The organism is Methylomonas rosea, assembly GCF_024505055.1.
Lineage (GTDB): Bacteria > Pseudomonadota > Gammaproteobacteria > Methylococcales > Methylomonadaceae > Methylomonas > Methylomonas rosea.
Genome location: NZ_JANIBL010000003.1, coordinates 19,005 through 39,481 on the forward strand (window position 1 = coordinate 19,005; position 20,477 = coordinate 39,481).

Consider the following 20,477-nt stretch of genomic DNA (forward strand, 5'->3'; position numbering starts at 1 on the left):
TACAAGGTCGGGGTTTCTAGGCGGAAAGTGTGGGAATTATAGACTGCCTTTAGTGGAAGGCATGATGCCGGCCATGCGTTCGTCATGGCTGATGGCCATGCGCACGGCTCGGCCGAATGCCTTGAATACGGTTTCGGCAATATGATGGGCATTGCCGCCCTTCAGATTGTCTATGTGCAAGGTCACGCCGGCGTGATTCACAAAACCTTGGAAAAACTCTTTAAACAGGTCCACATCGAAACTACCGATAAACGCGCGTTTGAATTCCACTTGATAAAACAAGCCGGGACGGCCGGAGAAATCCACCACCACCCGCGACAAGGATTCGTCCAAGGGGCAATAAGCGTGACCATATCGGTAAATGCCTTTTTTGTCGCCCAGCGCTTTGGCAAAGGCCTGACCGAGCGTAATGCCGATGTCTTCCACGCTGTGGTGGGCATCGATATGCAGGTCGCCGTGGGAGACCACCTCTATGTCTATCAAACCGTGTCTGGCTATCTGATCCAGCATGTGATCCAAAAACGGCAAGCCTGTGGTAAACGCGGCCGTGCCGTTGCCGTCGAGATTAATGGAAACTTTGATCTGGGTTTCGAGCGTATTGCGCTCAACCTGGGCGGTGCGTGGGTTCATGCTTGATGCGAATGGCTTATTTCGGCGCTAGTTTACGTGATTGTGACAACTACGCCAAACTCTTGCTGGCGATCTCATAAACATCCTTTGACAGATGCTCGGTGGCGACAATACGCTGTAATTGCTGTTTCATCAAGCCCTGCCGGCCTGCGTCATAACGCCGCCATTGCGCCAGCCCGGTGACCATCCTTGAAGCAATTTGCGGGTTAAGGGTGTTCAGCGCCAAGACCTGATCAGCCAGGAAGCGATAACCCTCACCGTTTTGGGCATGGAAATGCAGCGGATTGGCTTGACTGAAGGCGCCGATTAATGAACGTACCCGGTTAGGCGTTTTCATATCAAAAGCCGGATGCTTCATCAAGGCCTGCACCGTAGCAAAGGTATTGGGCATGCTACTGGTGGCTTGCAAGGTAAACCATTTGTCGATAACCAGCGCTTCTTGGCGCCACTGCACATAAAAACTATCCAGACTTCTGGCTTTGGCCGGATGATTGCTGTTGACGATGGCCGACAACGCCGCCAGTTGATCGGTCATATTCCGGGCACTGTAGAACTGCTGCTCGGCGATATGATAAACGTCCGCGTTTTCCAGTTTGCTCAAATAACTCAAACAGGCATTCTTCAGACGCCGCCGCCCCACCGCACCGGCATCGAAACTGCCGGATTCGTCGCGATGATGTTGCACATACAGCTGTTTAAACTCGGCTTGCAATTGCTCGGCCAGCGTCTTTTTCACAAATTCGCGGGCTTGATGGATGGCTTCGACATCGATGATGGCCATCTGCCCGGACAAATAGCTTTCTTCCGGCAAGGCCAGTAACAAGGCTTGATACGACAAATCCCCGCCGCTATCGAGTAACACGCTACGGTAAGCATCGACGATAACCGGCTCCAACTGCAAAGGCCGGCCCAACTCTATCGCGTCGATCAGCTTGAAAATCACTTGTACCGCTAGTTGCTGACCTGCTTCCCAACGGTTAAAGGTATCGCTGTCGTGCCGCAGCAAAAATGCCAATTCGTCCAGGCTACGCTCCATTTTCAGGGTGACCGGCGCGGAAAAACCTCTTAGCAAGGACACGACCGGCTGTTGCGGCAGCTTAGCAAAGCTAAAAGTTTGCTCGGCTTCCGTGACATTCAAGGTAATTTCCGCCTGACTGGAGCCGTTGCAGTAAATCGGCGCCGCCGAACCGTCGGCAGCGAGCAAGCCCAGCTTTACCGGGATATGCAGCGACGCTTTCACCGGCTGGTTGGGGGTGGGCGGACAACTTTGCTGAATGGTCAAATGCAGTTGTTGCGCTTCGGCGTCGTATTGCTGACTCACCGTCAACACCGGCGTACCGGCTTGCGAATACCAGCGGCGAAATTGATTTAATTCCACGCCGTTAGCATCTTCCAGCGCCTTGACGAAATCCTCGCAAGTCACCGCCTGGCCGTCATGGCGCTGAAAATATAAATCACAGCCCTTCCTAAAACCGGCCGCACCCAATAAGGTATGCAGCATCCGCACCACTTCCGCGCCTTTTTCGTAGACAGTCAGCGTATAGAAATTGTTGATCTCGATATAAGCTTCCGGACGAATCGGATGCGCCAACGGGCCGGCATCTTCGGCGAACTGCCGGGTGCGCAAGGCATTGACGTCTTCAATGCGTTTTACCGCCGGCGAGGTGCGGTCGCCGCTGAATTGTTGATCGCGAAAAACGGTAAAACCTTCCTTCAAACTCAATTGAAACCAGTCGCGGCAAGTCACCCGGTTACCGGACCAGTTATGGAAATATTCGTGACCGATCACGCCTTCGATATGCTCGTAGTCGCTGTCGGTGGCGGTATCCGGGCGGGCCAACACGAATTTGGTGTTGAATACGTTAAGGCCCTTGTTTTCCATCGCGCCCATATTGAAATGGTCGACGGCGACGATCATGTACAAGTCCAGATCGTATTCCAGCCCGTAGGTTTCCTCGTCCCAACGCATCGCATTTTTCAGGGATTGCATCGCGTGGTCGCATTTATCGACATTGTGCTTCTCGACGAATATCTCCAATGCGATACGGCGACCGCTCATCGTGACAAACTCGTCCGCCACGCATTCCAGCTGTCCGGCTACCAGCGCAAACAAATAGCAAGGTTTGGCGAACGGATCTTCCCAACTGACCCAGTGCCGGTTGTTTTCCAGCTCACCCTCACCGACCTTATTGCCATTGGACAGCAAGACCGGATATTTGCTCTTGTCGCCGGTCAACGTGGTTTTGAAACGGCTCATCACATCCGGCCGGTCCAGAAACCAGGTGATTTTCCGAAAGCCCTGCGCCTCGCATTGGGTACACAGCATGCTGCTGGATAAATACAAACCTTCCAGCGCCGTGTTCGCTTGGGGATTAATGGTGTTTTCGATAACGATCTGAAACGGTCTATCCTGCGGCACTTCATGCACGACCAAGGCTTCTTCGCCCAGCACATACTGGCTTTGCATAAGCAGTCGGCCGTCTATCGCGATACTCACCAATTGCAATTCCTCGCCGAGCAAGGTCAATGCAGCACTGCTGTCCTGGCTCTGCGGGTTGCGGCGCAGACTCAAGGTCGAGCGGACCAGCGTGTGTTGCTCATCCAAATCGAAATTCAGTTCAATCTGCTCGATCAGATATTCGGGTGGGGTGTAGTCTTTCAGGAAAACAGTTTGCGGGCTCGCATCACGCATTATTTATCGCTCGTCTTGTTTGACAGGTTGTGGCGGTTTATAAGAAATCAGCCAGTAAGTAAGACCCAACGCCACGATGACCGCAGCAATGGCCGTAATATAAGCCGGATCCAAATCCTTGAAATCCAGCATGATGACTTTTCGGGCCACGGCCATCAAGGCAGTGGCTATGACCATTTTAATCGGTAGTGTGTCGTGTTTAATATACAGCGTGATGTTGATAAATATCTCTATCGCGATCAAGACCGCCATGAACGAGCCAAAAATCACCAGTATGTCGGAGACCGTCAGCATCAAAAATGGTGCCGCGACCACTCGTTGATACATAACAAAGCCCACGTCCGCCACGCCCCACAAAATGACTAGTACCATCAGTACCGCCAAAATTCTGACCGCGAAATGGATTACCGCGTGCAGGACTTTGAGCATGGCATCTTCCGGAACCGGCGGCACTTTTACTTCATGGCTTTCCTCGCGCAAATTGCGGTTAGCGCTGGGTCGGGAAGATGCCGGTGGCGGCATGGAAGGTCGAGCGGGCGGTTTAGTGTCCATCTACAACTCCTGGTTTTTCTGCCAAGCCACATAAGCCAATAAGGCCCATGCCGCTAAAAAGGCCAGGCCGCCAAACGGCGTAATCATACCCAGCCAACCGATATTGAATATCGCCAGTAAGTATAGACTGCCGGAAAACAGCACGACGCCGGCCACCAACAACCAGCCGGCCCAGCGCAACAATTTATGTTCCGGCAGTACGGCCACCAAGGCCAAGGCCAACACATGCCACATCTGATAGCTTACCGCGGTTTTATAAACATCCAGCAGATGCTCGGATAATAAATGCTTCAAGCCATGTGCTCCGAATGCACCCATCGCCACGCCGATAAATCCGCCGACGGCGGACAAAAATAGAAACGGTGGACGCATTATTTCTCCAACAGGCGCGGCATCAGTTGCACCAGATTACACGGCCGGGTGCGGTAATCCAATTGTTCCTTAATTAAGGACTCCCAAGCGGTGCGGCAGGCGCCGGACGAACCGGGTACGCAAAATATATAAGTGGCGTTGGCCACGCCGGCGATAGCCCGCGACTGCATCGTCGAGCTTTTGATGTCCTGGTAGGAAATCATCCGAAACACTTCGCCAAAGCCATCCAACACTTTATCCAACAGTGGCTGAATCGCTTCCGGCGTGCCGTCGCGCCCCGTCACACCGGTGCCGCCTGTCGTAATAACCGCATTGACGGCCGGATCGGCGATCCAATGACTAACGGCAGCGCGGATTTGATAAATATCGTCGGGAACGATTTTTTTATCTATCAAGTTATGCCCGGCAGCGGTCAGACCGGTGACCAAAGTTTGCCCGGATACGTCGTCCAATTCGGTACGCGTATCGGAAACAGTCAACACGGCGATATTGATAGGAATAAACTCTCGGACTTCGCTCACGGCAGGGCTCCATGTAAAGGCTACCGCATTCTATGTAAAGCGCCGCCGGACAAGCAAGCATTGTTTAATTCGCCGGCTGTCATACCCGCTTAACCGATAATGCCGTAAACTCCGGGTATTGATTCCAATTCAGTTAGCCGCCGCCTACTCGATAATGCCTATCCAGATTTCCCGTTACGAAAAAATTGCCAGTCTGGCCGCCTTGTGCCTGCTGCTATTTGCCTGCTACCAAGTATTAAGGCCGTTTATTTTCGATTTGTTGTGGGCGGCGATTCTGTGTTTCGTCACCTGGCCGCTGTATGCGCGTTTGCGGGATTGGAAGCTAACCGCCAACTGGGCGGCCACCGCAATGGTCCTGCCGATAGGCATATTGCTGCTGACGCCGTTCGTAGCCGCCACGCTGACATTTACCGAAGATATAAATCACTTGCTGCAATGGCTTAATCAAAGCCGGCATGTGTGGCCGGAGCCTCCGGCTTGGTTACAATCGTTGCCGGTAGTCGGCGACAACGCCGTCGCTGCCTGGCAAAGTGTCGGCGAAGACTCCAGCCGGCTCGTCAATCTGGCCCGGCAATACGCCTTGGGCGCCAGTAGCTGGGTGCTGCAACAGGGGATTGGTCTAGCCGGCGAACTGATGCATATGGGTCTGGCTATTTTGGTGCTGTTTTTTTTCTATCGTGACGGCGAACACGTCGCGCAGCATGTCGTGATTGGCGTCGAACGTCTGGCCGGCGAGCGCACCCAACGCATCCTGCATATCGTGCGTTCCAGTCTGCGCGCTGTGGTATACGGCATACTCGGCACCGCGCTGGTGCAAGCGCTGGCCTCTATCCTCGGCTTTGTGATTGCCGGCGTGCCTTACGCCTTTGTGTTGGGCGTAATCGCCTTCTTTTTGATGATCATTCCCGCTGCCGGCACGGTGATCTGGCTGCCGATTGCCTTATGGTTGCTGGCGGAAGGCGAGACCGGCTGGGCAATCTTTATAGCGCTGTGGTTTTTACTGTTCGTCGGCACTATCGACAACTGGCTGCGGCCGATTCTGATCAGCAGGGAAGTGGAATTGCCGTTTGTGTTGATCGTATTCGGCATTTTCGGCGGCCTGTTGGCGTTTGGCTTTATCGGCGTATTTATCGGCCCAACCTTGCTGGCAACCAGTTACGCCTTGATTCTGGACTGGCTGATCCGAAACGAACACGAAGAACAAAGCAGCGAAACCGGCTTGAATGACAGCTAATTTTGCGGCTATTTACCTGCAATACCAACGCGAATTGCCGGCCCCCAAACTAGACTGAAAAGCGCCAAAGTAAGTTATTGCTTTCATTGTCGGCAGTTTACTGGTAGATTCGAAGCCGTGATCGAACCGCAGTGAGATCATAAACGACCGACAATGACAGCAAAACTGCAACCTTGCCCCTCGTACTCCTACCGTCTCCTCTTGTAATTGCCTTCCGGCAGCCCAAAGAAACGTCTTAATTAATTCAGCACCACCCCAGCAAAATCGAGGCTTTATGATTTTACGCACACCACCGCCACCCCGTATCGGCTGGCACTACGACACCTATTTCCTGGCACAATTGAATAAAACCAAAAAACAGGCAACAGCGTCTTAATATCCGCTGGTTCGGATATGCTCGCTAAACATTAGCGACAAATGCTAATTCACCGACGGCTGGTCATTTAAACCGAAAGTTTTGTGGCCTGAGGTTTGCTTCCGAAACTAACGGAGGATAAAAATCATGTCGGTGAAACACCAATTTACTATCTGCCCCGCGCAACAACTTCCCGAACTCGGCAAATTTTCGTTTAAGCTGCTCTATCGCGGCACGCCGCATAACGCGGTTTTGGTCCGCTTCCAAGGAGAGGTTTACGGCTATCTAAACCAATGCGTACATATGCCTAAGGCATTGGATTGTGAGAACAGCAACATTTTCGACGAATCCGGACGCTATTTGCAGTGTTCCATGCACAGCATTTGCTACGACCCGGTCAGCGGCGAGTCTTTAAGCGAAATTTGCCTGGGCAAAAAACTGACTGCTCTCAAGGTCAAAGAACAAGATGATTGGATCTATTTAGTGGACAAACGAGCCACAATAAACAGTTGAAACCTTGGCCCGGGGCGAAACAACCAGCATCGCCCCAACTATTTCAGTCCGTTTTAGCCGTGCGCGGCGCCTTCTTTGATCTGTTGTTCCAGCTTTTCGTGCGCGCGCTCCAACTTGGCGAACACCCTTAAAATATCGGTGGCGGACAATATGCCTACCAGTTTATCTTTTTCCACCACCGGCAAAGCGCCAACCCGGTGTTCCGCCATCATTGCCGCTGCTTCCGACGCTGGAGTTTCCGGGGTAACGGTATAAACACCGCGATGCATGATATGCACGACTTTTTGCGAGACCACATGCAATTGGGTGTTGTCTTTGCTGGTCTCCACCGCATTGGAATTACTTTTTGGCCCCAGGGCTTTGTATAAGTCCCGGTCGGAAACGATACCGACCAATTTGCCTTTTTCAACCACTGGCAAATGGCGAATTTTTTCGTAATGGATCAAAAAGAACACGCGATCTATCAGATCGTGCGGTTCTACGGTAAATACCTTGGTGGTCATTAACTCTGCTACGCGCATGTTGTTTCTCCAATAAAAATGTCTGTAAAAAAGTAAGTAAATTCTGACGCAATAGTGACACTATAGCCAGGCAAAATTAAGAAATATCGCAGCCTTATGGATAAGCACAGCCATTAAGGCGCGAAAAACGGACCGCGAACCGTTACTCCATAGCGAGTGAAAGACTTAATACAGCGTCCCACCCAAATCCAGATAGGTCAGATAAAGCCGCATATCAAATTCCAATTGGTGATAGTCCGGCGCCATGTACTCGCATAATTTGTAAAAAGCCTTGTTGTGCTGTTTTTCGCGCAAATGCGCCAGCTCGTGGACGACGATCATTTTCAAAAACTCCGGCGGCGCAAGTTTAAAGATCGCGCCGATGCGAATTTCATTTTTTGCTTTTAAATTGCCACCCTGTACCCGCGCAACCACCGAATGCAAACCCAAGGCCTGATGCAATACATCGATTTTATCGTCGTAAACGACTTTGCTGAGCGGGTTGGATTGCCGCATGAATTGATTTTTCAGATCCATCGTATAGGTATAAAGCGCCTTGTCGGTCTTTATATCATGCGGCTGCGGGTATTTTTTTAGCAGTAGCGCAGGCAGTTTGTCGCTGTCGATCAGCGCATGCACTTGCTCGGTGATGGCAGGCGCATAGCCGGCCAGATATTTTAACGGGCGCATACGCTAAAACCGCGCTCCGGTAGGCTCAATCCCATGGCGGCTCGTCGCCGTCATAGGCTATAAAGTTTTTATCGCTGGACCGGGTTGTTCCGCCAACCACGGTATCGGCTTTTGGTTTTCCCGGCTCGTCGTTGGGCAACTGCGCCGGGCCAGACTCGGTTTGCCATTTGGCAAACAGCGCCATGTCTTTATTGGCGGGGACATACCATTTCTTGACAGCGGCATCCCATCTGGCGCCAAGCGCTTTCGCCGCGTCCTTTTCGGCATAGGGTACGTTCAGGTAAGTTTTCGCGTCAGCCATTTACCGCAGCCGGTTCAAAATTAATTGCATCGCAATATTGTAAATCATTGCTTATGCAAACGACGCGGATAATCCAATCTTACCTGTTGAAAACCTGGCGCTAAGTGAGTTTGGCGATACAACGGCCGAACCGGCCGAGCCGCAAGAACATCAAAGCCTACGGTTTTTTGCGATTCGAACCCATAGTGCTGGCAAAAGTGGTCGCCGCGAACAATGCCGAGGAAACAATAAAATCGCCCGAAATAAATTCGATAACACCAGTGACGAACACCAGCCCGGTCAATATGTCTTTATGTAAGCGGTTCATGGTCGCTTCCCGAAGTAATAAACGCATTTAGACTATATGCCCGATTACATTCATTAACAATGACACTAAAAATGCATTGATTGATCGCCAAAAGGAAACAAACAAATAAACCAAAGCCGATGGCGATTCAGGCTTAAGCCCAAGCAAGCTGTTAAAACGGCGCCAAGCTCATCGGCTCGGCAGGTGCCTTAACAATTGCGTGGCACTCAAGGCAGTTTGTAGGCAGGTTTGACTTGGCTTATCTACTGCGTGGACGCCGAAACGGCAGCACCAATAGGCCGACAAAACCCAGCTCGGCACTCTCGCGAAACTCGGATAAACCTATCGTCATTGTCGCCTGCGCTTCTCGCGCTTGCGGGCAATAGGTTTTGAATAATCTATCCCAACACGACAGCGAGAAGCCGTAATTGCTGTCGGTCTCAGGTTGAAAGGCAGAATGGTGAATCCGGTGCATATCGGGTGTCACTATCAAATAGCGCAAGCCGCGCTCGACCACGGGCGACAGGCCAACATTACCGTGATTGAATAACGCGCAACCGTTCAATATCACCTCAAAAGCGATCACCCCGACAGGATCGGCACCGAGTAAAACCACCAGCGCGACCTTATAAAGCATCGACAGCATGATCTCCAAGGGATGGAAGCGCACTGCGGTCGTGGTATCGAAATCCATATCGCTGTGATGCACTTGGTGCAACCGCCAAAACCAGCGCCAACGGTGGGCAGCTATGTGTTGGGCGTAAATCGCCAGATCCAGCAGCAGCAAACTCAGCGCTATCGACAGCCAACGCGGCACCGGCATCACATTGAATAAGCCGATATGTTGCTCGGCTGCCCAGTTCGCCGCCAGCCAAGCCGCCGCACCGATACTCAGGCGCATTACCCCCACATTTAGAACCGCCAAGCCCAGGTTGACCGGCCAGCGTCGGCGCCGCTCCACACTTAATTGGCGTTTGGGTCGAAACCCCTCCCAAGCCGCCATTAACACGAATATCCCCAAAAACACGCCCAAGCGCACCATTGCTTCCATCACTGCCTCCGATAATACCGCGCCGCCAACTCATCCGGATGGGCCCCGAAAAAATACCGCAGCCGCAAGCACCACATCAATAAAATCGTTCTCAGGATACCGTGATGTTGCCAACGCCGTGCGGAAGCCACGACCTTAGCCTTCAGACAGCAAGGTTTGCCCATTTTTTTCAGTGCGGCGCTGATAGCAATATCTTCCATCAAGGCAATCTCCGGAAAACCGCCCACGGCCTGAAATACCTGACGGGTGATGAAAATGGCCTGATCGCCGGTGGCGATACCGGTCAGCCGGGAGCGCGCGTTCATCATGCCGGCAATCACCTTGAAAATAGCTTGGCGGCTATCAAATTGCACATCAAAACGCCCCCAAACCGCGCCCTGCTCTACCGCTGACAAAATCAAATCGATGGCTTGATCCGGCAGATGGGTGTCGGCATGCAGAAACAACAACACCTCCGCTTGCGCATGTCGCGCACCCAAATTCATTTGCCTGGCCCTGCCGCGCGGACTGAGCAAAATCTGATCGACCAAAGGCGCGGCAACAGTGGGACCAGCATCGTTACTGCCGCCGTCGACCAACAGTAATTCGCATCGCGATCTCAGCGCCCGCATGGCTTGCAACTTGTCGGCAAGCTGCGCCGCCTCGTTTATCACCGGGATGATGATGCTGATTTGCGGTTTCATGGAGTGATTTCGCCTAAAGCCTTATAGCCTTGGTGCGATTTGCATTTAACCCAACACCCCGGCAATCTCTCGAAAACAAGCCAGCCCCGCTTCCACGTTTTCGATAATCTCGGCGGCGATGTCATCCGGCTCCGGCAGGTTATCCAGGTCGGCCAATGATTTATCCTTCAGCCAGAAAATATCCAGACTCGTCTTATCCCGCGCCAGAATTTGCTCATAACTAAACTTGCGCCAACGGCCTTCCGGGTTGGTTTGTTCGTGCCAGGTTTCGTGGCGTTGGTGACGATTGCTCGGGTTGTAGCAGGCGATAAAATCCTGTAAATCCTCAAACCGCAGCGGCTTCTTTTTCAGGGTGTGGTGGATGTTGGTGCGGTAATCGTAATACCATATTTCCTTGGTCCACGGGTTGGGGCTGGCTTCACGGTTATCAAAGAACAGCACGTTCGCCTTAACGCCGTTGGCGTAAAATATCCCGGTCGGCAAGCGCAGGATGGTATGCAGATCGGTATTCTGCATCAGCTTTTTGCGCACGATTTCACCGGCACCGCCTTCAAATAACACGTTATCCGGCACCACCACCGCCGCACGACCGCTGATTTTCAGCAGGCTGCGAATATGTTGCACAAAATTCAGCTGCTTGTTCGATGTCGTCGCCCAAAAATCCTGGCGGTTATAGGTCAGATCATCCTTTTCCTGCTCGCCTTCCTCGTTGGTAAAGGTCATGCTGCTTTTCTTGCCGAACGGCGGATTGGCCAGCACGTAATCGACAGTTTCAGCCGGTGGCGCTACCAAAGCATCGTTGGATGAAATGGCGCTATTGCCGTCGATCTCGCCGATGTTATGCAAAAACATATTCATCAAGCACATGCGGCGGGTATTGGCGACGATTTCGTTACCGTAAAAGGTTTCGTGTTTTAAAAACGCCAACTGCTTTTTATCCAGCGGGTAATTGGCTTTCAAAAAGTCATAGGCCGCCAAAAAGAAACCGCCGGTGCCGCAAGCCGGGTCGGCAATCGACTTACCCGGTTCCGTCCGCACACATTCCACCATCGCCTTGATCAAGGCCCGTGGCGTAAAGTATTGCCCGGCGCCAGACTTGGTATCCTCGGCGTTCTTCTCCAGCAAACCCTCGTAGATGGTGCCTTTGGTATCCGCGCCCATCACCACCCAATCGGTGTCGTTGACCATATCGATCAGCCGCGACAACTTGGCCGGGTCTTGGATTTTGTTTTGCGCCTTGGTAAAGATCTGTCCCAACATGCCCGGCTTATTGCCCAACTCGCGCAATAGCACCACGTAATGGCCTTCCAGCGCCGCGCCTTTTTTGGCTTTCAGGCTTTGCCAGTTGTATTCGGCGGGAATGCCGACATCGCGGTTATGCGGCGGCCGACTGTATTCGTCGGCCATTTTCAAAAAGATCAGATAAGTCAGTTGCTCCAGATAATCGCCATAACCCACGCCGTCATCGCGCAGGGTGGTGCAAAAACTCCAGACTTTGGAAACGATGGATTCGGCGTTCACTCTTCTTCCTTATTCATTAATCGTTGGCGAGCAATCAAAATTGATTGGTGCAACTTGGCCTGTAATGTTTCGCGTGGCGGTAGCACGGTTAAATACTCCGCAACCCGAATATTGCTTTGATCCAATCGCATCAATTCGACATGCTCATCGTTTTTACCCGTACACAGGATCAAACCGATAGGCGAATTCTCACCTTCCATCTGCTCATACTTTTCCAGATAGCGAAGGTACAATTCCATCTGGCCTTTGAAGGCCGCCTCGAACTCGCCAATCTTCAGATCAATCGCCACCAGACATTTCAGGCGCCGATGAAAAAATAACAAGTCGATACGATAATCCCGATTATCGATAGTGATGCGCTTTTGCCGCGCCATAAAGGCAAAGTCATTCCCCAGTTCAATGATAAAACGTTGCAATTCGGCAAGAATGGAAGACTCCAAATCTTTTTCCGAGTAACTGTCGGCTAGCCCCAAGAAATCCAGCACATAAGGATCTCGAAAAGCCATGTCCGCCGACACCTGGCCTTCTTGTCGTAGCTTGTTCAGTTCTTGCGCAATGGTTTGCTCCGGCTTTTTGGAGATGGCGGTACGCTCAAATAGCATCGACCCCATGCGCTCCTGCAACTGGCGAACACTCCAGCGTTCCTGACGCCCCACCTCAATGTAAAATTCTCGTTTGAGCGCATCGTCAACACCCGCCAGCAACCGCAAATGCGACCAGCTCAATTCGGCACACAGCGTGTGCACAATTTGTTCGTCAGGAAACGCCTCGGCGAATCGCAAACAATCCCGCAAATGTCGCACTCCCCAGCCTTTGCCGTATTCATCGGTTAATTGCTGCGCCAAAGTCGCGACAATCTGTTTGCCATATTCCGCCCGCTGCCCTTGCAAAATTTCCGTGTTGATGCGGGAACCGATTTGCCAATAAAGCAGAGTTAATTCCGCATTGACCGTTACGGCCACACGACTGCGCGCCTCAACAATGAGCTGCCGTATCTCGATAAACAAAGGCGTCATGGCTTGCTCCGTTTGGCTTTGAGCGCTTTAGGTTGCGCCGATAGCGCAGCCCGCTCCGCCTTGATCCGTTCCAACAACACGCTGGCCGGCTCGTCGTTCGGGTCTTGCGGGACTAACTGGCCGGAGAAGGCTTTTTTCAGGATGGATTGGCGTAGGGCTTCGGCTTGTTGCAGGGCGGTGGTTATGGTTTGGTCGAGTTGGTCAAGTGCTGAAAATACGGCTTCTAATTTTTCAATAACTACCATTTGTTCTAATGCTGAACATAACGGGATGATAGTTTCTTTAATTAAGTCAGTATTTAAGTTTGGTTGTGCAGCTCCCTGATCTATATTGCGCAGATACTCAGTTTTACTTTGCCAAAAATAATAGTGGTACAACAAAGATTCTGGGGCCAACCCTAAAAATGCAGCTACTCCATCATTCATGGTTGCAGAGATAAGACATATTTTTGGTACACCGAGTGTCGCACCACTGTTAGACAGTAAAAGCGTATTAGGGTCTATTCTCCTAGTTTTTGATAAGCCTGCTTCAGTAATCGTAAAATTGAAACTACTCAGGTAAGGCGAAGCTGTATTCGTTAGGTCTGCAACTTTTAAAAAGGGGATATTTCCGCCATAAAATTTTGGATCACCAGCCGGTCTAGGGGAGCCACCACGAACGACATCGCACATTTCAGCAACCTTAAAATAACTCCAACCATTTGGCAATTCCGGCAACTCGGCCAATTCCTCAGCCGTCAACGGCGGCAGGGTTTTTGGGGGCTTGGGTTTGGAAATCCCCCCTAACCCCCCTTTTTCAAAGGGGGGAACTGTTTGTGCGCTTTTTTCAAAGGAGGGGACTGGGTTGGTGATGGTGGTGGCGGAAGCTTCCGGGTTTTCTGCCTGCTCCCCCCTTTGTAAAAGGGGGGTTGGGGGGGATTTTGATTGCTCCCACTCTTTAAGCTGCTGCTGATAGCGTTGCTGGCGTTCGGTTTGGATACGTTGCAGCAAGGCTTCGGCGCTTTCCAATTTATTTTGGTTTTCCGCCCGCCATTGCTCGGTGAGCTTGCCGGAAAAGGCATGTTTTAGCAGCGCTTGCCGGTAGATTTTCAGTTGCTCGCGGGCGGTTTTAAAGCTTTCGACGCCTTTGTCCAGCTCGGAAAACAAGGCTTCGATTTTAGCGACGATGCGGTGTTGTTCGTTAGTTGGAGGGATTGGAATTGGTAATTTACTGAATGCCGCTCCAGAAATCTCCTTAAACGTTGTCCCGGTTGCTTTTGATTCGGCTAATTGTTTTGCACCTTTAAAATAGTAATAAACATATTCATTGAAAACGCCGTTGGCGGGAACAAGGCTTTTGAACCCTTGATTGGTTGTCATATCACAGGAACTTATTACGACATAACCAATTGGCGCCCTTGAAGAAAAGTGAATACTACCCGCAGGCATTATCGTCGCTGAACTATTTTTTAGCCCTTCTTCTGTAATTGATTTATTTCCTTCGGAAATGTATTTACTACAATATCCTGTGAGATCGGCTGGGGAAATCCAACTAACACTACCGCCCCAATACGCTGTTTCCTTGGTAGAGGGTGTACCACCGGAAACAATTTTGCCAATGTCAGCTAGCTCAACCTCAATCCATGATTCAGGAATTTTGAAAGATTTATCCGATAAGTTCATATTATTCAATTTTAAGCAGCCAACGCCTCATCCAATTCATTACCCGCCATTGCTCAAAATGCAGGGCGGTAGAAGTTTATTTATAAAATCCCCCTCGATCCCCCTTTTTCAAAGGGGGAGGCAGGATGCAGCCATTTTCAAAGGGGGAAGAAAGGCCTTGCCCTTTTCAAAGGCAGAGGCTTGGTCGGAATGGCGTGGGTAATATCCCTACCGTTCGCTCAGCCATTCCCCCCTTTGAAAAAGTACCCGGAGGGCATAAAGGGGGCTAGGGGGGATTTCCCAATCCAATCCTCACCGCTTCCTCAATCACCGCCAACACGGCCTCGGTTTCCAGCAATACCTGCCGATTATCAAAACGCAATACGCGCAAACCCAGTGCAGCCAAAGCCTGGTCCCGGCTGGCGTCCTTGGCTTGATGCTCGGGTTCGAAATGCTGACCGCCGTCCAGTTCAATTACCAGTTTGGCGGCTGGGCAATAAAAATCAACGATAAACGACAGCAGGGGTTTTTGCCGGTAAAACTGGACACCATGCATTTGCTTGCGGCGCAGACGATACCAGATTAGTTGCTCGGCGTCGGTCATGTTGGTTCTAAGGGTGCGGGCCGGTTGTTTTAGGTCTTTGCGGTAATCTTCCATATGTGCCTCATTCACTCTTCCCCCTTTGAAAAAGGGGGATCGAGGGGGATTTATTTGAAAAATCTCCCTTAACCCGTGGTAACTGCTCCCTGCGTTACCCTACCTCCTGAATCCTTGCTGTCGTCTATTTTAAAAAGGGGGATAAAAATCACGTCGCCAACGCCTGATTCAATTAATCCATCGGTTATGGGCCAGCCTTTTGGCAATTCCCTTATTCGGCTATCCATGCTAATTACTCAAGCTCCCAATCTTCCAAACGCAATCCCACTACCCGATTAAATTCCGCCGTGTTATGCGTCACCAACGTAGCATTGTGTGCTCGAGCAGTCGCAGCGATTAACATATCATTACCACCAATTAATTTACCTTGTGCCTGTAGATCGGCACGAATTCTGGCGTAATGGTCGGCGCAGACATCATCAAACATCAAGCTTTGCAGCGGTTCAAAAAATATTTTTAAGCGCTGGCAATTGGCTTCAACCCGACCACTACGATAGGCGCCAAACAATAATTCGGCTTTAACGATGCTACATAAGGCGATTTCAACCGGGGAATGTCGGCGAAAATGTTGCAAGATTACGGGATGTTTGTCGTTGAGAAGTTGAATACAGGCATTGGTATCAAGCAAGTAAATCATTTCAATACTAACCGTTCTTCTAAGGGCAATTGCTCTGGACGCTGCAATCGTTCGCCTTCCCAGGTGCCTAAGTTATCAAAGTAGGCTTCTGTCCATGCGGTATCTATTGCGACATCACGCTTAATCAGTTCGGCTAAATACCGCGACATACTTAAGCCCGCTTGGTTGGCGCGCTGTTGCAATTGTTCGGCAATGTTTTCTGGAACATAGCAGTGTAACTGGGTCATATAACTACTCCACATGTATTTGCGCTATGTGGATTGTAGCAAACTCACGCCACCAGCGCCTCATTCAATTCATCCAATACCGTATCCATTTCCGTACCAAACAATTGATACATCTTGCCCAAGCCGCCTTGGCCGTCGAACGGTGCCAGTTCCAGGTCGTCGCGTTCAATGTGGTAGGAGGTGGCGATGTGGTCTCGGATCATTTGCAGCCAAGCCATTTGCTCTTCCGTGAATTTGTCCGGGTTACCGGCATGGTGGCGCATGATCCAGGTTTGGAAGTTGCGGCGCACGCTGCTGTCGTAATCGGTCAGCCGGCTATCGATGCCGCAAACGCGGCGGATCAAGCCGATCAGGGCGGTCAGTTCGCTGAGCGGTTGTTTGCCTTGATAGTTATCCAGTTGGCTGTAGGCGTGCCAGACGTGCAGCGGGGCCAGTTTGGGTTTGTCGGTTTTGAGGATATCCAATACCTGTTGCAGCATGGCGTAGGTAATGTCGCGGCGGCGCTGCGGCTGGTCGTAAAAGATGCTGAGCGCTTCGATCTGGTCCTTGTAGCTGGCCAGGGTGTCGGCAAATTCCTGCGCCAGATTTTGCGCATTGGCCTGAGCATCGGCGGACCATCCGGTAAATTTGAGTTGGTCCAGATTAAGGTGATCGATGGTCTGTTCCTTGTCGCGGCGGATGCTGTCCAGCAGGTTAATCAGTTCGCCGTTCAACGCTTTGGCGGCATCTTTGACCAGTTGCGCCTGGGCTTGCTGGTAGTGTTGTTCGCTGGGTTCGGCATCGGCAGCTAGTCCGGCCAGTCGGCAGGCGGTCTGGTTAACGTTATCGGCGTCGATGGCGTTGAACAGGTTGTTGATGAGCTGGGTCAGGGAAACGCCATTGGCCAGGTTTTGGATTTTTTGTTGTTCCGCCGAATTAAGTTGCTGGTTTAAACGCGCCAGCCGCGCGGCCAACGAGCCGATGGTATCGGTATCGTTGGCACCCATCATCACGCCCATCGCCAAATCTTTAAGCGACACGGTCGGTTTGGTAATTAAGGGTTGGCTGGCGGTTTTTAACGAGGTGGTGACGCCGACGGCATCGACAATCACGTAATGGGTTTTGGCGCTGACGGCGGACGGTGTGACTTTTTTCAGGCCGTCCAAATCCAGGGTGCGGGTGCCACGGCCTTTCATTTGCTCGAAGTAGTTGCGGCTGCGCACGTCGCGCATGAACAGCAGGCATTCCAGCGGTTTAACGTCGGTGCCGGTGGCGATCATGTCCACGGTGACGGCGATGCGCGGGTAATAGGCGTTGCGGAAATCGGCCAGCGTCGATTTGGGGTCTTCGTCGGCTTTGTAGGTGACTTTTTTGCAGAAGGCGTTGCCTTCGTCGAACTCTTCGCGCACAGTCTGGATAATGTCGTCGGCGTGGCTGTCGGTTTTGGCGAAGATCAGGGTTTTGGGTACTTCTTTTCGACCGGGAAACATGCCGGGCCAGTTTTGCTGATAGGCGCGAATCACGGTGCGGATTTGGTCGGGGTTGACCACGCTGTTATCCAGCTCTTTGCTGGTATAGATTTCGTCCTGGTCTTGCTGCTCCCAGCGCTTTTTGCGGGTGAGTTTCTCGCGTTTTTGAATTTGCAGCTTGGCCGGGATGTTGCCGCCGGCTTGAGTAATTTGAGTTTCGATCACATAGGTTTCGTTACCGACATTAACGCCATCCGCCACGGCTTTTTCGTGGGTGTATTCGCTGACCACGTTTTTCTTGAAAAAGCCGTAAGTGCGGTTATCCGGGGTGGCGGTGAGGCCGATCAGAAAGGCGTCGAAATAATCCAGCACCTGTTGCCACAGGTTGTAAATCGAGCGGTGGCATTCGTCGATGAAGATAAAGTCGAAAAACTCCAGCGGCACTTTGGCGTTGTAGACCACCGGCATCGGTTGTTTGGGTTTGGTCAGCAGTTCTGCGGGATTGACGTCTTCCAGGCTGCTGTCGAGTTCTTCGCCTTTGAGGATGGAATACAGGCGCTGAATGGTACTGATGCACACCTGGCTGTCTTTGGCGACGTAGGACGACTGCAGGCGCTGCACGCTATAGAGTTCGGTAAACTTGCGGTTATCGTCGGCGGGCGAGTAGCTCATCAACTCCTGCTCGGCCTGTTCGCCCAAATTGCGGGTATCGACCAGAAACAGGATACGTTTGGCGTCGGTAAATTTCAGCAAGCGATACATGGCGGTGATGGCCGTGTAGGTTTTACCGGAACCAGTGGCCATTTGGATCAAGGCGCGCGGGCGGTTGTGTTTGAACGAGTCTTCCAGATTGTTGATGGCGATTTCCTGGCAAGCGCGCAAGCCGGTTGGGTCGAGCTTCGGAAAGCTTTGTAAGCGGCTGCGCAATGAGCTGCCTTGTTCCAGCCATTCCTGCAAGGTTTCCGGGTGATGAAAGCTGAACACTTCGCGGGAACGCGGCTTGGGATCGCGAGTATCGGTAAAACGGGTTATCACACCCGTGCTTTCGTATAGAAACGGCAATGGCTCGCTATTATTGACCCACTTGAGTTTAGCTGTGGCGTATTCGGCGGTTTGCTCTTCAACGCTGGTGAGTTTATGGCCGTGCTGTTCGGCTTTGGCTTCAATCACGCCGACCGCTTTACCGCCGACAAACAGAATGTAGTCGGCAGGGCCGGTGTCGGTTTGGTATTCCCTGACCGCTTGACCTGGGCCGCTATGCAGATTGATCTGCTTTTTGTTCTGGATGATCCAACCCGCTTGCAGCAACAACTTGTCGATGTTGTCCCGGGCCAGTTGTTCTGGGTTTTGGTTGAGAGTCATGGCAGTCCTTTGTTTTACTTCGCCAGGCAAAAAGGCCGGGGATCGCAGCCGATTCTTTTCAATGGCGCCAAGTATAATCAGACAATAGACAACTTAGAAAATATGTTTTGGCGATCGATGAACGCTAGCGAATGAGATAGTTGAATACTTTCTCTGTTTTTTAGTCTTTAGAGAACCAAATGTCGCCGTAATATGCCGAAGCCTGACCGCCGCTGTTGTCAGCGTCGGCCATCAGCGCTACCGCGTCGATGTAGCTGATGTCGTCGCCGAATAGTTTTGGCAAGTCGGCTCTGCCGTTACGTTTTTCCTTGAGCCAGACATTCAATGACGCTTCCGGATCGCGCGGGCTAACATCATCGCGTGATCGCCGGCAAAGGCTTTGTGCCAGATGCATACTTGGCGGCTTCACCTACTAAGGGGTAATTATCGACCCGCCTTTCAATTAACCGGCGGCAGTCATTCCCCAAGAGCGGGAGCCGCCATCCGCTTAGCAAATCCAGCATGAAAACTGGGCTCCCGCCAGCGCGGGGGCGACGGTAATGAAAGGGGTAATAATCAAAAATGCCAAACCGCCTTTTAATATCCTGTAAAACCGCGCTGCGTAATCGTCTCCGGCCTTGCCTGATTCATTCATGCCGAGCAAGGGATACACAACCCGGTACGACCAACTCAAAAAAAGGGTTTGTGCAAATCAATGCAGTGTGATTTTACTGCCTTAGTTGGCGACTACTCCGCCATGATGAAAACCGCAAGTCTTGCGGTTAGTCGAGGAACGATGATTGGAAATGCCCCGGCTCAGCCGGCCGGGGCAAATAGATTTATACGGTTAAACCGTGTTTCTTGCGCAGATTGCTGGAGCCCATCAGCCCAGCCAAGCCTGTAGCAAACATCCAGACGGCGGCCGGAACTGGTACAACCTGAACTTGACTGCCGATGAAGCTGGTATTGATCAGCAACGCACCCGGACTGACGAAGCCGGAATTGAAGGGATCAATGCTCAAACTCAGTGCACTGGATTCACCTTGGTTACCCACCACGTTGAAAGTGAAGGACGCCAAGGCAAAACCAGTACCAGCATTTCCTACACTCTTACCAAGAAAAACGTAATCGATAACACCGGCGCCGGCATTACCGTCGCTAATGAAACTACTATCCCAGGGCGGATTGGCGATTGCAGTGCTAACATAACTCAGTACATCCGGATTCCAAGAGTAAAGCGCGTTTGAATTCCGGACAAAAAGCGTTTGAATTCCGGACGGGGAATAAACGCATATTTGCCTTGAATTCAGGACGCGCAATAAACGGTTAAAAATTCCTAATTATCAGCTCGCATGCCGACTTTCTTCGGCCGCTTCCGCCAACTGTATAATCGATGTCAATAGACTCGATAACCAGGCCTTGAAACACCTCTCGCATTGCCGGAATATCATTCGCAGACACGATCATCTTGCCTTTGATAGACTTAGCCAGGCCGCAACGTACAATTTCCATAAAAAGCCACTTTGAACTAGGCTTGACACGCTGTGTACACGGCACGGTGCCAAGGCCTGAAGCAGCTCGCTCTGCAAAGGGTGGCCGGCGGCGGTGT

General features: G+C 51.6%; 22 protein-coding genes. 2 read left to right on the forward strand and 20 right to left on the reverse strand.

Annotated features, from left to right (window positions below):
* Positions 1-36: 36 nt before the first annotated feature.
* Genes hisB through moaB form a run of 5 tightly spaced genes read right to left on the reverse strand, consistent with a single transcriptional unit; the run spans position 37 to position 4,767 of the window.
* Positions 37-630, reverse strand: a complete 594-nt coding sequence (hisB, locus tag NP589_RS01445; RefSeq protein ID WP_026602368.1) for an imidazoleglycerol-phosphate dehydratase HisB — start codon at positions 628-630, stop codon at positions 37-39.
* A 49-nt stretch (positions 631-679) separates the two neighbouring features.
* A complete protein-coding gene (gene pepN / locus NP589_RS01450) occupies positions 680-3,322 on the reverse strand; it encodes an aminopeptidase N (protein WP_256605344.1) in 2,643 nt (880 codons plus the stop codon).
* A 3-nt stretch (positions 3,323-3,325) separates the two neighbouring features.
* Complete coding sequence (locus NP589_RS01455) at positions 3,326-3,874, reverse strand: phosphate-starvation-inducible PsiE family protein (RefSeq protein WP_256605345.1); 549 nt, start codon at positions 3,872-3,874, stop codon at positions 3,326-3,328.
* A complete protein-coding gene (locus NP589_RS01460; RefSeq protein ID WP_256605346.1) occupies positions 3,875-4,246 on the reverse strand; it encodes a DUF423 domain-containing protein in 372 nt (123 codons plus the stop codon).
* Positions 4,246-4,767: a molybdenum cofactor biosynthesis protein B gene (gene moaB / locus NP589_RS01465; RefSeq protein ID WP_256605347.1), complete on the reverse strand. Its 522-nt coding sequence runs from the start codon at positions 4,765-4,767 to the stop codon at positions 4,246-4,248. The genes NP589_RS01460 and moaB overlap by 1 nt, the downstream gene beginning before the upstream one ends.
* 154 nt (positions 4,768-4,921) lie before the next feature.
* Between moaB and NP589_RS01470 the strand changes: the two genes are divergently transcribed.
* Positions 4,922-6,001 (forward strand): AI-2E family transporter, encoded by a 1,080-nt coding sequence (locus NP589_RS01470; RefSeq protein ID WP_256605348.1) that lies wholly within the window; start codon positions 4,922-4,924, stop codon positions 5,999-6,001.
* Positions 6,002-6,503: 502 nt separating this feature from the next.
* Positions 6,504-6,869, forward strand: a complete 366-nt coding sequence (locus tag NP589_RS01475; protein ID WP_256605350.1) for a Rieske (2Fe-2S) protein — start codon at positions 6,504-6,506, stop codon at positions 6,867-6,869.
* 53 nt (positions 6,870-6,922) lie between these two features.
* On the opposite strand, the gene NP589_RS01480 is transcribed toward NP589_RS01475, so the two are convergent.
* The 15 genes from NP589_RS01480 to NP589_RS01550 form a co-directional block, all read right to left on the reverse strand.
* Entirely contained in the window at positions 6,923-7,390 is a 468-nt protein-coding gene (locus NP589_RS01480; RefSeq protein ID WP_256605351.1) for a CBS domain-containing protein, read from the reverse strand.
* A 165-nt stretch (positions 7,391-7,555) separates the two neighbouring features.
* Positions 7,556-8,059 (reverse strand): M48 metallopeptidase family protein, encoded by a 504-nt coding sequence (locus NP589_RS01485; protein WP_256605352.1) that lies wholly within the window; start codon positions 8,057-8,059, stop codon positions 7,556-7,558.
* Positions 8,060-8,084: 25 nt separating this feature from the next.
* Positions 8,085-8,360 (reverse strand): DUF5710 domain-containing protein, encoded by a 276-nt coding sequence (locus tag NP589_RS01490; protein WP_256605353.1) that lies wholly within the window; start codon positions 8,358-8,360, stop codon positions 8,085-8,087.
* Positions 8,361-8,517: 157 nt separating this feature from the next.
* A complete protein-coding gene (locus tag NP589_RS01495; RefSeq protein WP_197492556.1) occupies positions 8,518-8,694 on the reverse strand; it encodes a hypothetical protein in 177 nt (58 codons plus the stop codon).
* Positions 8,695-8,905: 211 nt separating this feature from the next.
* Positions 8,906-9,697 (reverse strand): sterol desaturase family protein, encoded by a 792-nt coding sequence (locus NP589_RS01500; protein ID WP_256605354.1) that lies wholly within the window; start codon positions 9,695-9,697, stop codon positions 8,906-8,908.
* Positions 9,697-10,380, reverse strand: coding sequence for a TIGR04283 family arsenosugar biosynthesis glycosyltransferase (locus NP589_RS01505; protein WP_256605355.1), 684 nt, complete (start codon positions 10,378-10,380; stop codon positions 9,697-9,699). Before NP589_RS01505 ends, NP589_RS01500 begins: the two co-directional genes overlap by 1 nt.
* A gap of 45 nt (positions 10,381-10,425) precedes the next feature.
* Positions 10,426-11,901, reverse strand: a complete 1,476-nt coding sequence (locus NP589_RS01510; RefSeq protein WP_256605356.1) for a class I SAM-dependent DNA methyltransferase — start codon at positions 11,899-11,901, stop codon at positions 10,426-10,428.
* Complete coding sequence (locus NP589_RS01515) at positions 11,898-12,917, reverse strand: PDDEXK nuclease domain-containing protein (RefSeq protein ID WP_256605357.1); 1,020 nt, start codon at positions 12,915-12,917, stop codon at positions 11,898-11,900. The genes NP589_RS01510 and NP589_RS01515 overlap by 4 nt, the downstream gene beginning before the upstream one ends.
* On the reverse strand, positions 12,914-14,578 hold the full coding sequence (locus NP589_RS01520) for a restriction endonuclease subunit S (protein WP_256605358.1): 1,665 nt from the start codon (positions 14,576-14,578) through the stop codon (positions 12,914-12,916). Before NP589_RS01520 ends, NP589_RS01515 begins: the two co-directional genes overlap by 4 nt.
* 265 nt (positions 14,579-14,843) lie before the next feature.
* Positions 14,844-15,230 carry an endonuclease domain-containing protein gene (locus NP589_RS01525; RefSeq protein ID WP_256605359.1) on the reverse strand — a complete coding sequence of 129 codons (387 nt, stop codon included), beginning with the start codon at positions 15,228-15,230 and terminating at the stop codon, positions 14,844-14,846.
* A 217-nt stretch (positions 15,231-15,447) separates the two neighbouring features.
* Entirely contained in the window at positions 15,448-15,852 is a 405-nt protein-coding gene (locus tag NP589_RS01530; RefSeq protein WP_256605360.1) for a type II toxin-antitoxin system VapC family toxin, read from the reverse strand.
* Positions 15,849-16,079: a hypothetical protein gene (locus NP589_RS01535; RefSeq protein ID WP_256605361.1), complete on the reverse strand. Its 231-nt coding sequence runs from the start codon at positions 16,077-16,079 to the stop codon at positions 15,849-15,851. Before NP589_RS01535 ends, NP589_RS01530 begins: the two co-directional genes overlap by 4 nt.
* Before the next feature lie 44 nt (positions 16,080-16,123).
* Positions 16,124-18,889, reverse strand: a complete 2,766-nt coding sequence (locus NP589_RS01540; protein WP_256605362.1) for a type I restriction endonuclease subunit R — start codon at positions 18,887-18,889, stop codon at positions 16,124-16,126.
* A gap of 160 nt (positions 18,890-19,049) precedes the next feature.
* Positions 19,050-19,283, reverse strand: coding sequence for a DUF3047 domain-containing protein (locus tag NP589_RS01545; protein ID WP_256605364.1), 234 nt, complete (start codon positions 19,281-19,283; stop codon positions 19,050-19,052).
* A gap of 424 nt (positions 19,284-19,707) precedes the next feature.
* Positions 19,708-20,187 (reverse strand): hypothetical protein, encoded by a 480-nt coding sequence (locus tag NP589_RS01550; RefSeq protein ID WP_256605366.1) that lies wholly within the window; start codon positions 20,185-20,187, stop codon positions 19,708-19,710.
* Positions 20,188-20,477: the final 290 nt, after the last annotated feature.

Bases quoted from the DNA above. Each gene is read 5' to 3' on its own strand.
- NP589_RS01455 (WP_256605345.1), bottom strand. From the start codon at position 3,874: ATGGACACTAAACCGCCCGCTCGACCTTCCATGCCGCCACCGGCATCT.
- NP589_RS01460 (WP_256605346.1), bottom strand. From the start codon at position 4,246: ATGCGTCCACCGTTTCTATTTTTGTCCGCCGTCGGCGGATTTATCGGC.
- NP589_RS01535 (WP_256605361.1), bottom strand. From the start codon at position 16,079: ATGACCCAGTTACACTGCTATGTTCCAGAAAACATTGCCGAACAATTG.
- NP589_RS01530 (WP_256605360.1), bottom strand. From the start codon at position 15,852: ATGATTTACTTGCTTGATACCAATGCCTGTATTCAACTTCTCAACGAC.
- NP589_RS01480 (WP_256605351.1), bottom strand. From the start codon at position 7,390: ATGCGCGTAGCAGAGTTAATGACCACCAAGGTATTTACCGTAGAACCG.
- hisB (WP_026602368.1), bottom strand. From the start codon at position 630: ATGAACCCACGCACCGCCCAGGTTGAGCGCAATACGCTCGAAACCCAG.
- NP589_RS01485 (WP_256605352.1), bottom strand. From the start codon at position 8,059: ATGCGCCCGTTAAAATATCTGGCCGGCTATGCGCCTGCCATCACCGAG.
- NP589_RS01520 (WP_256605358.1), bottom strand. From the start codon at position 14,578: ATGAACTTATCGGATAAATCTTTCAAAATTCCTGAATCATGGATTGAG.
- pepN (WP_256605344.1), bottom strand. From the start codon at position 3,322: ATGCGTGATGCGAGCCCGCAAACTGTTTTCCTGAAAGACTACACCCCA.
- NP589_RS01475 (WP_256605350.1), top strand. From the start codon at position 6,504: ATGTCGGTGAAACACCAATTTACTATCTGCCCCGCGCAACAACTTCCC.
- NP589_RS01545 (WP_256605364.1), bottom strand. From the start codon at position 19,283: ATGCATCTGGCACAAAGCCTTTGCCGGCGATCACGCGATGATGTTAGC.
- NP589_RS01500 (WP_256605354.1), bottom strand. From the start codon at position 9,697: ATGGAAGCAATGGTGCGCTTGGGCGTGTTTTTGGGGATATTCGTGTTA.
- NP589_RS01540 (WP_256605362.1), bottom strand. From the start codon at position 18,889: ATGACTCTCAACCAAAACCCAGAACAACTGGCCCGGGACAACATCGAC.
- NP589_RS01515 (WP_256605357.1), bottom strand. From the start codon at position 12,917: ATGACGCCTTTGTTTATCGAGATACGGCAGCTCATTGTTGAGGCGCGC.
- NP589_RS01490 (WP_256605353.1), bottom strand. From the start codon at position 8,360: ATGGCTGACGCGAAAACTTACCTGAACGTACCCTATGCCGAAAAGGAC.
- NP589_RS01495 (WP_197492556.1), bottom strand. From the start codon at position 8,694: ATGCGTTTATTACTTCGGGAAGCGACCATGAACCGCTTACATAAAGAC.
- NP589_RS01505 (WP_256605355.1), bottom strand. From the start codon at position 10,380: ATGAAACCGCAAATCAGCATCATCATCCCGGTGATAAACGAGGCGGCG.
- NP589_RS01470 (WP_256605348.1), top strand. From the start codon at position 4,922: ATGCCTATCCAGATTTCCCGTTACGAAAAAATTGCCAGTCTGGCCGCC.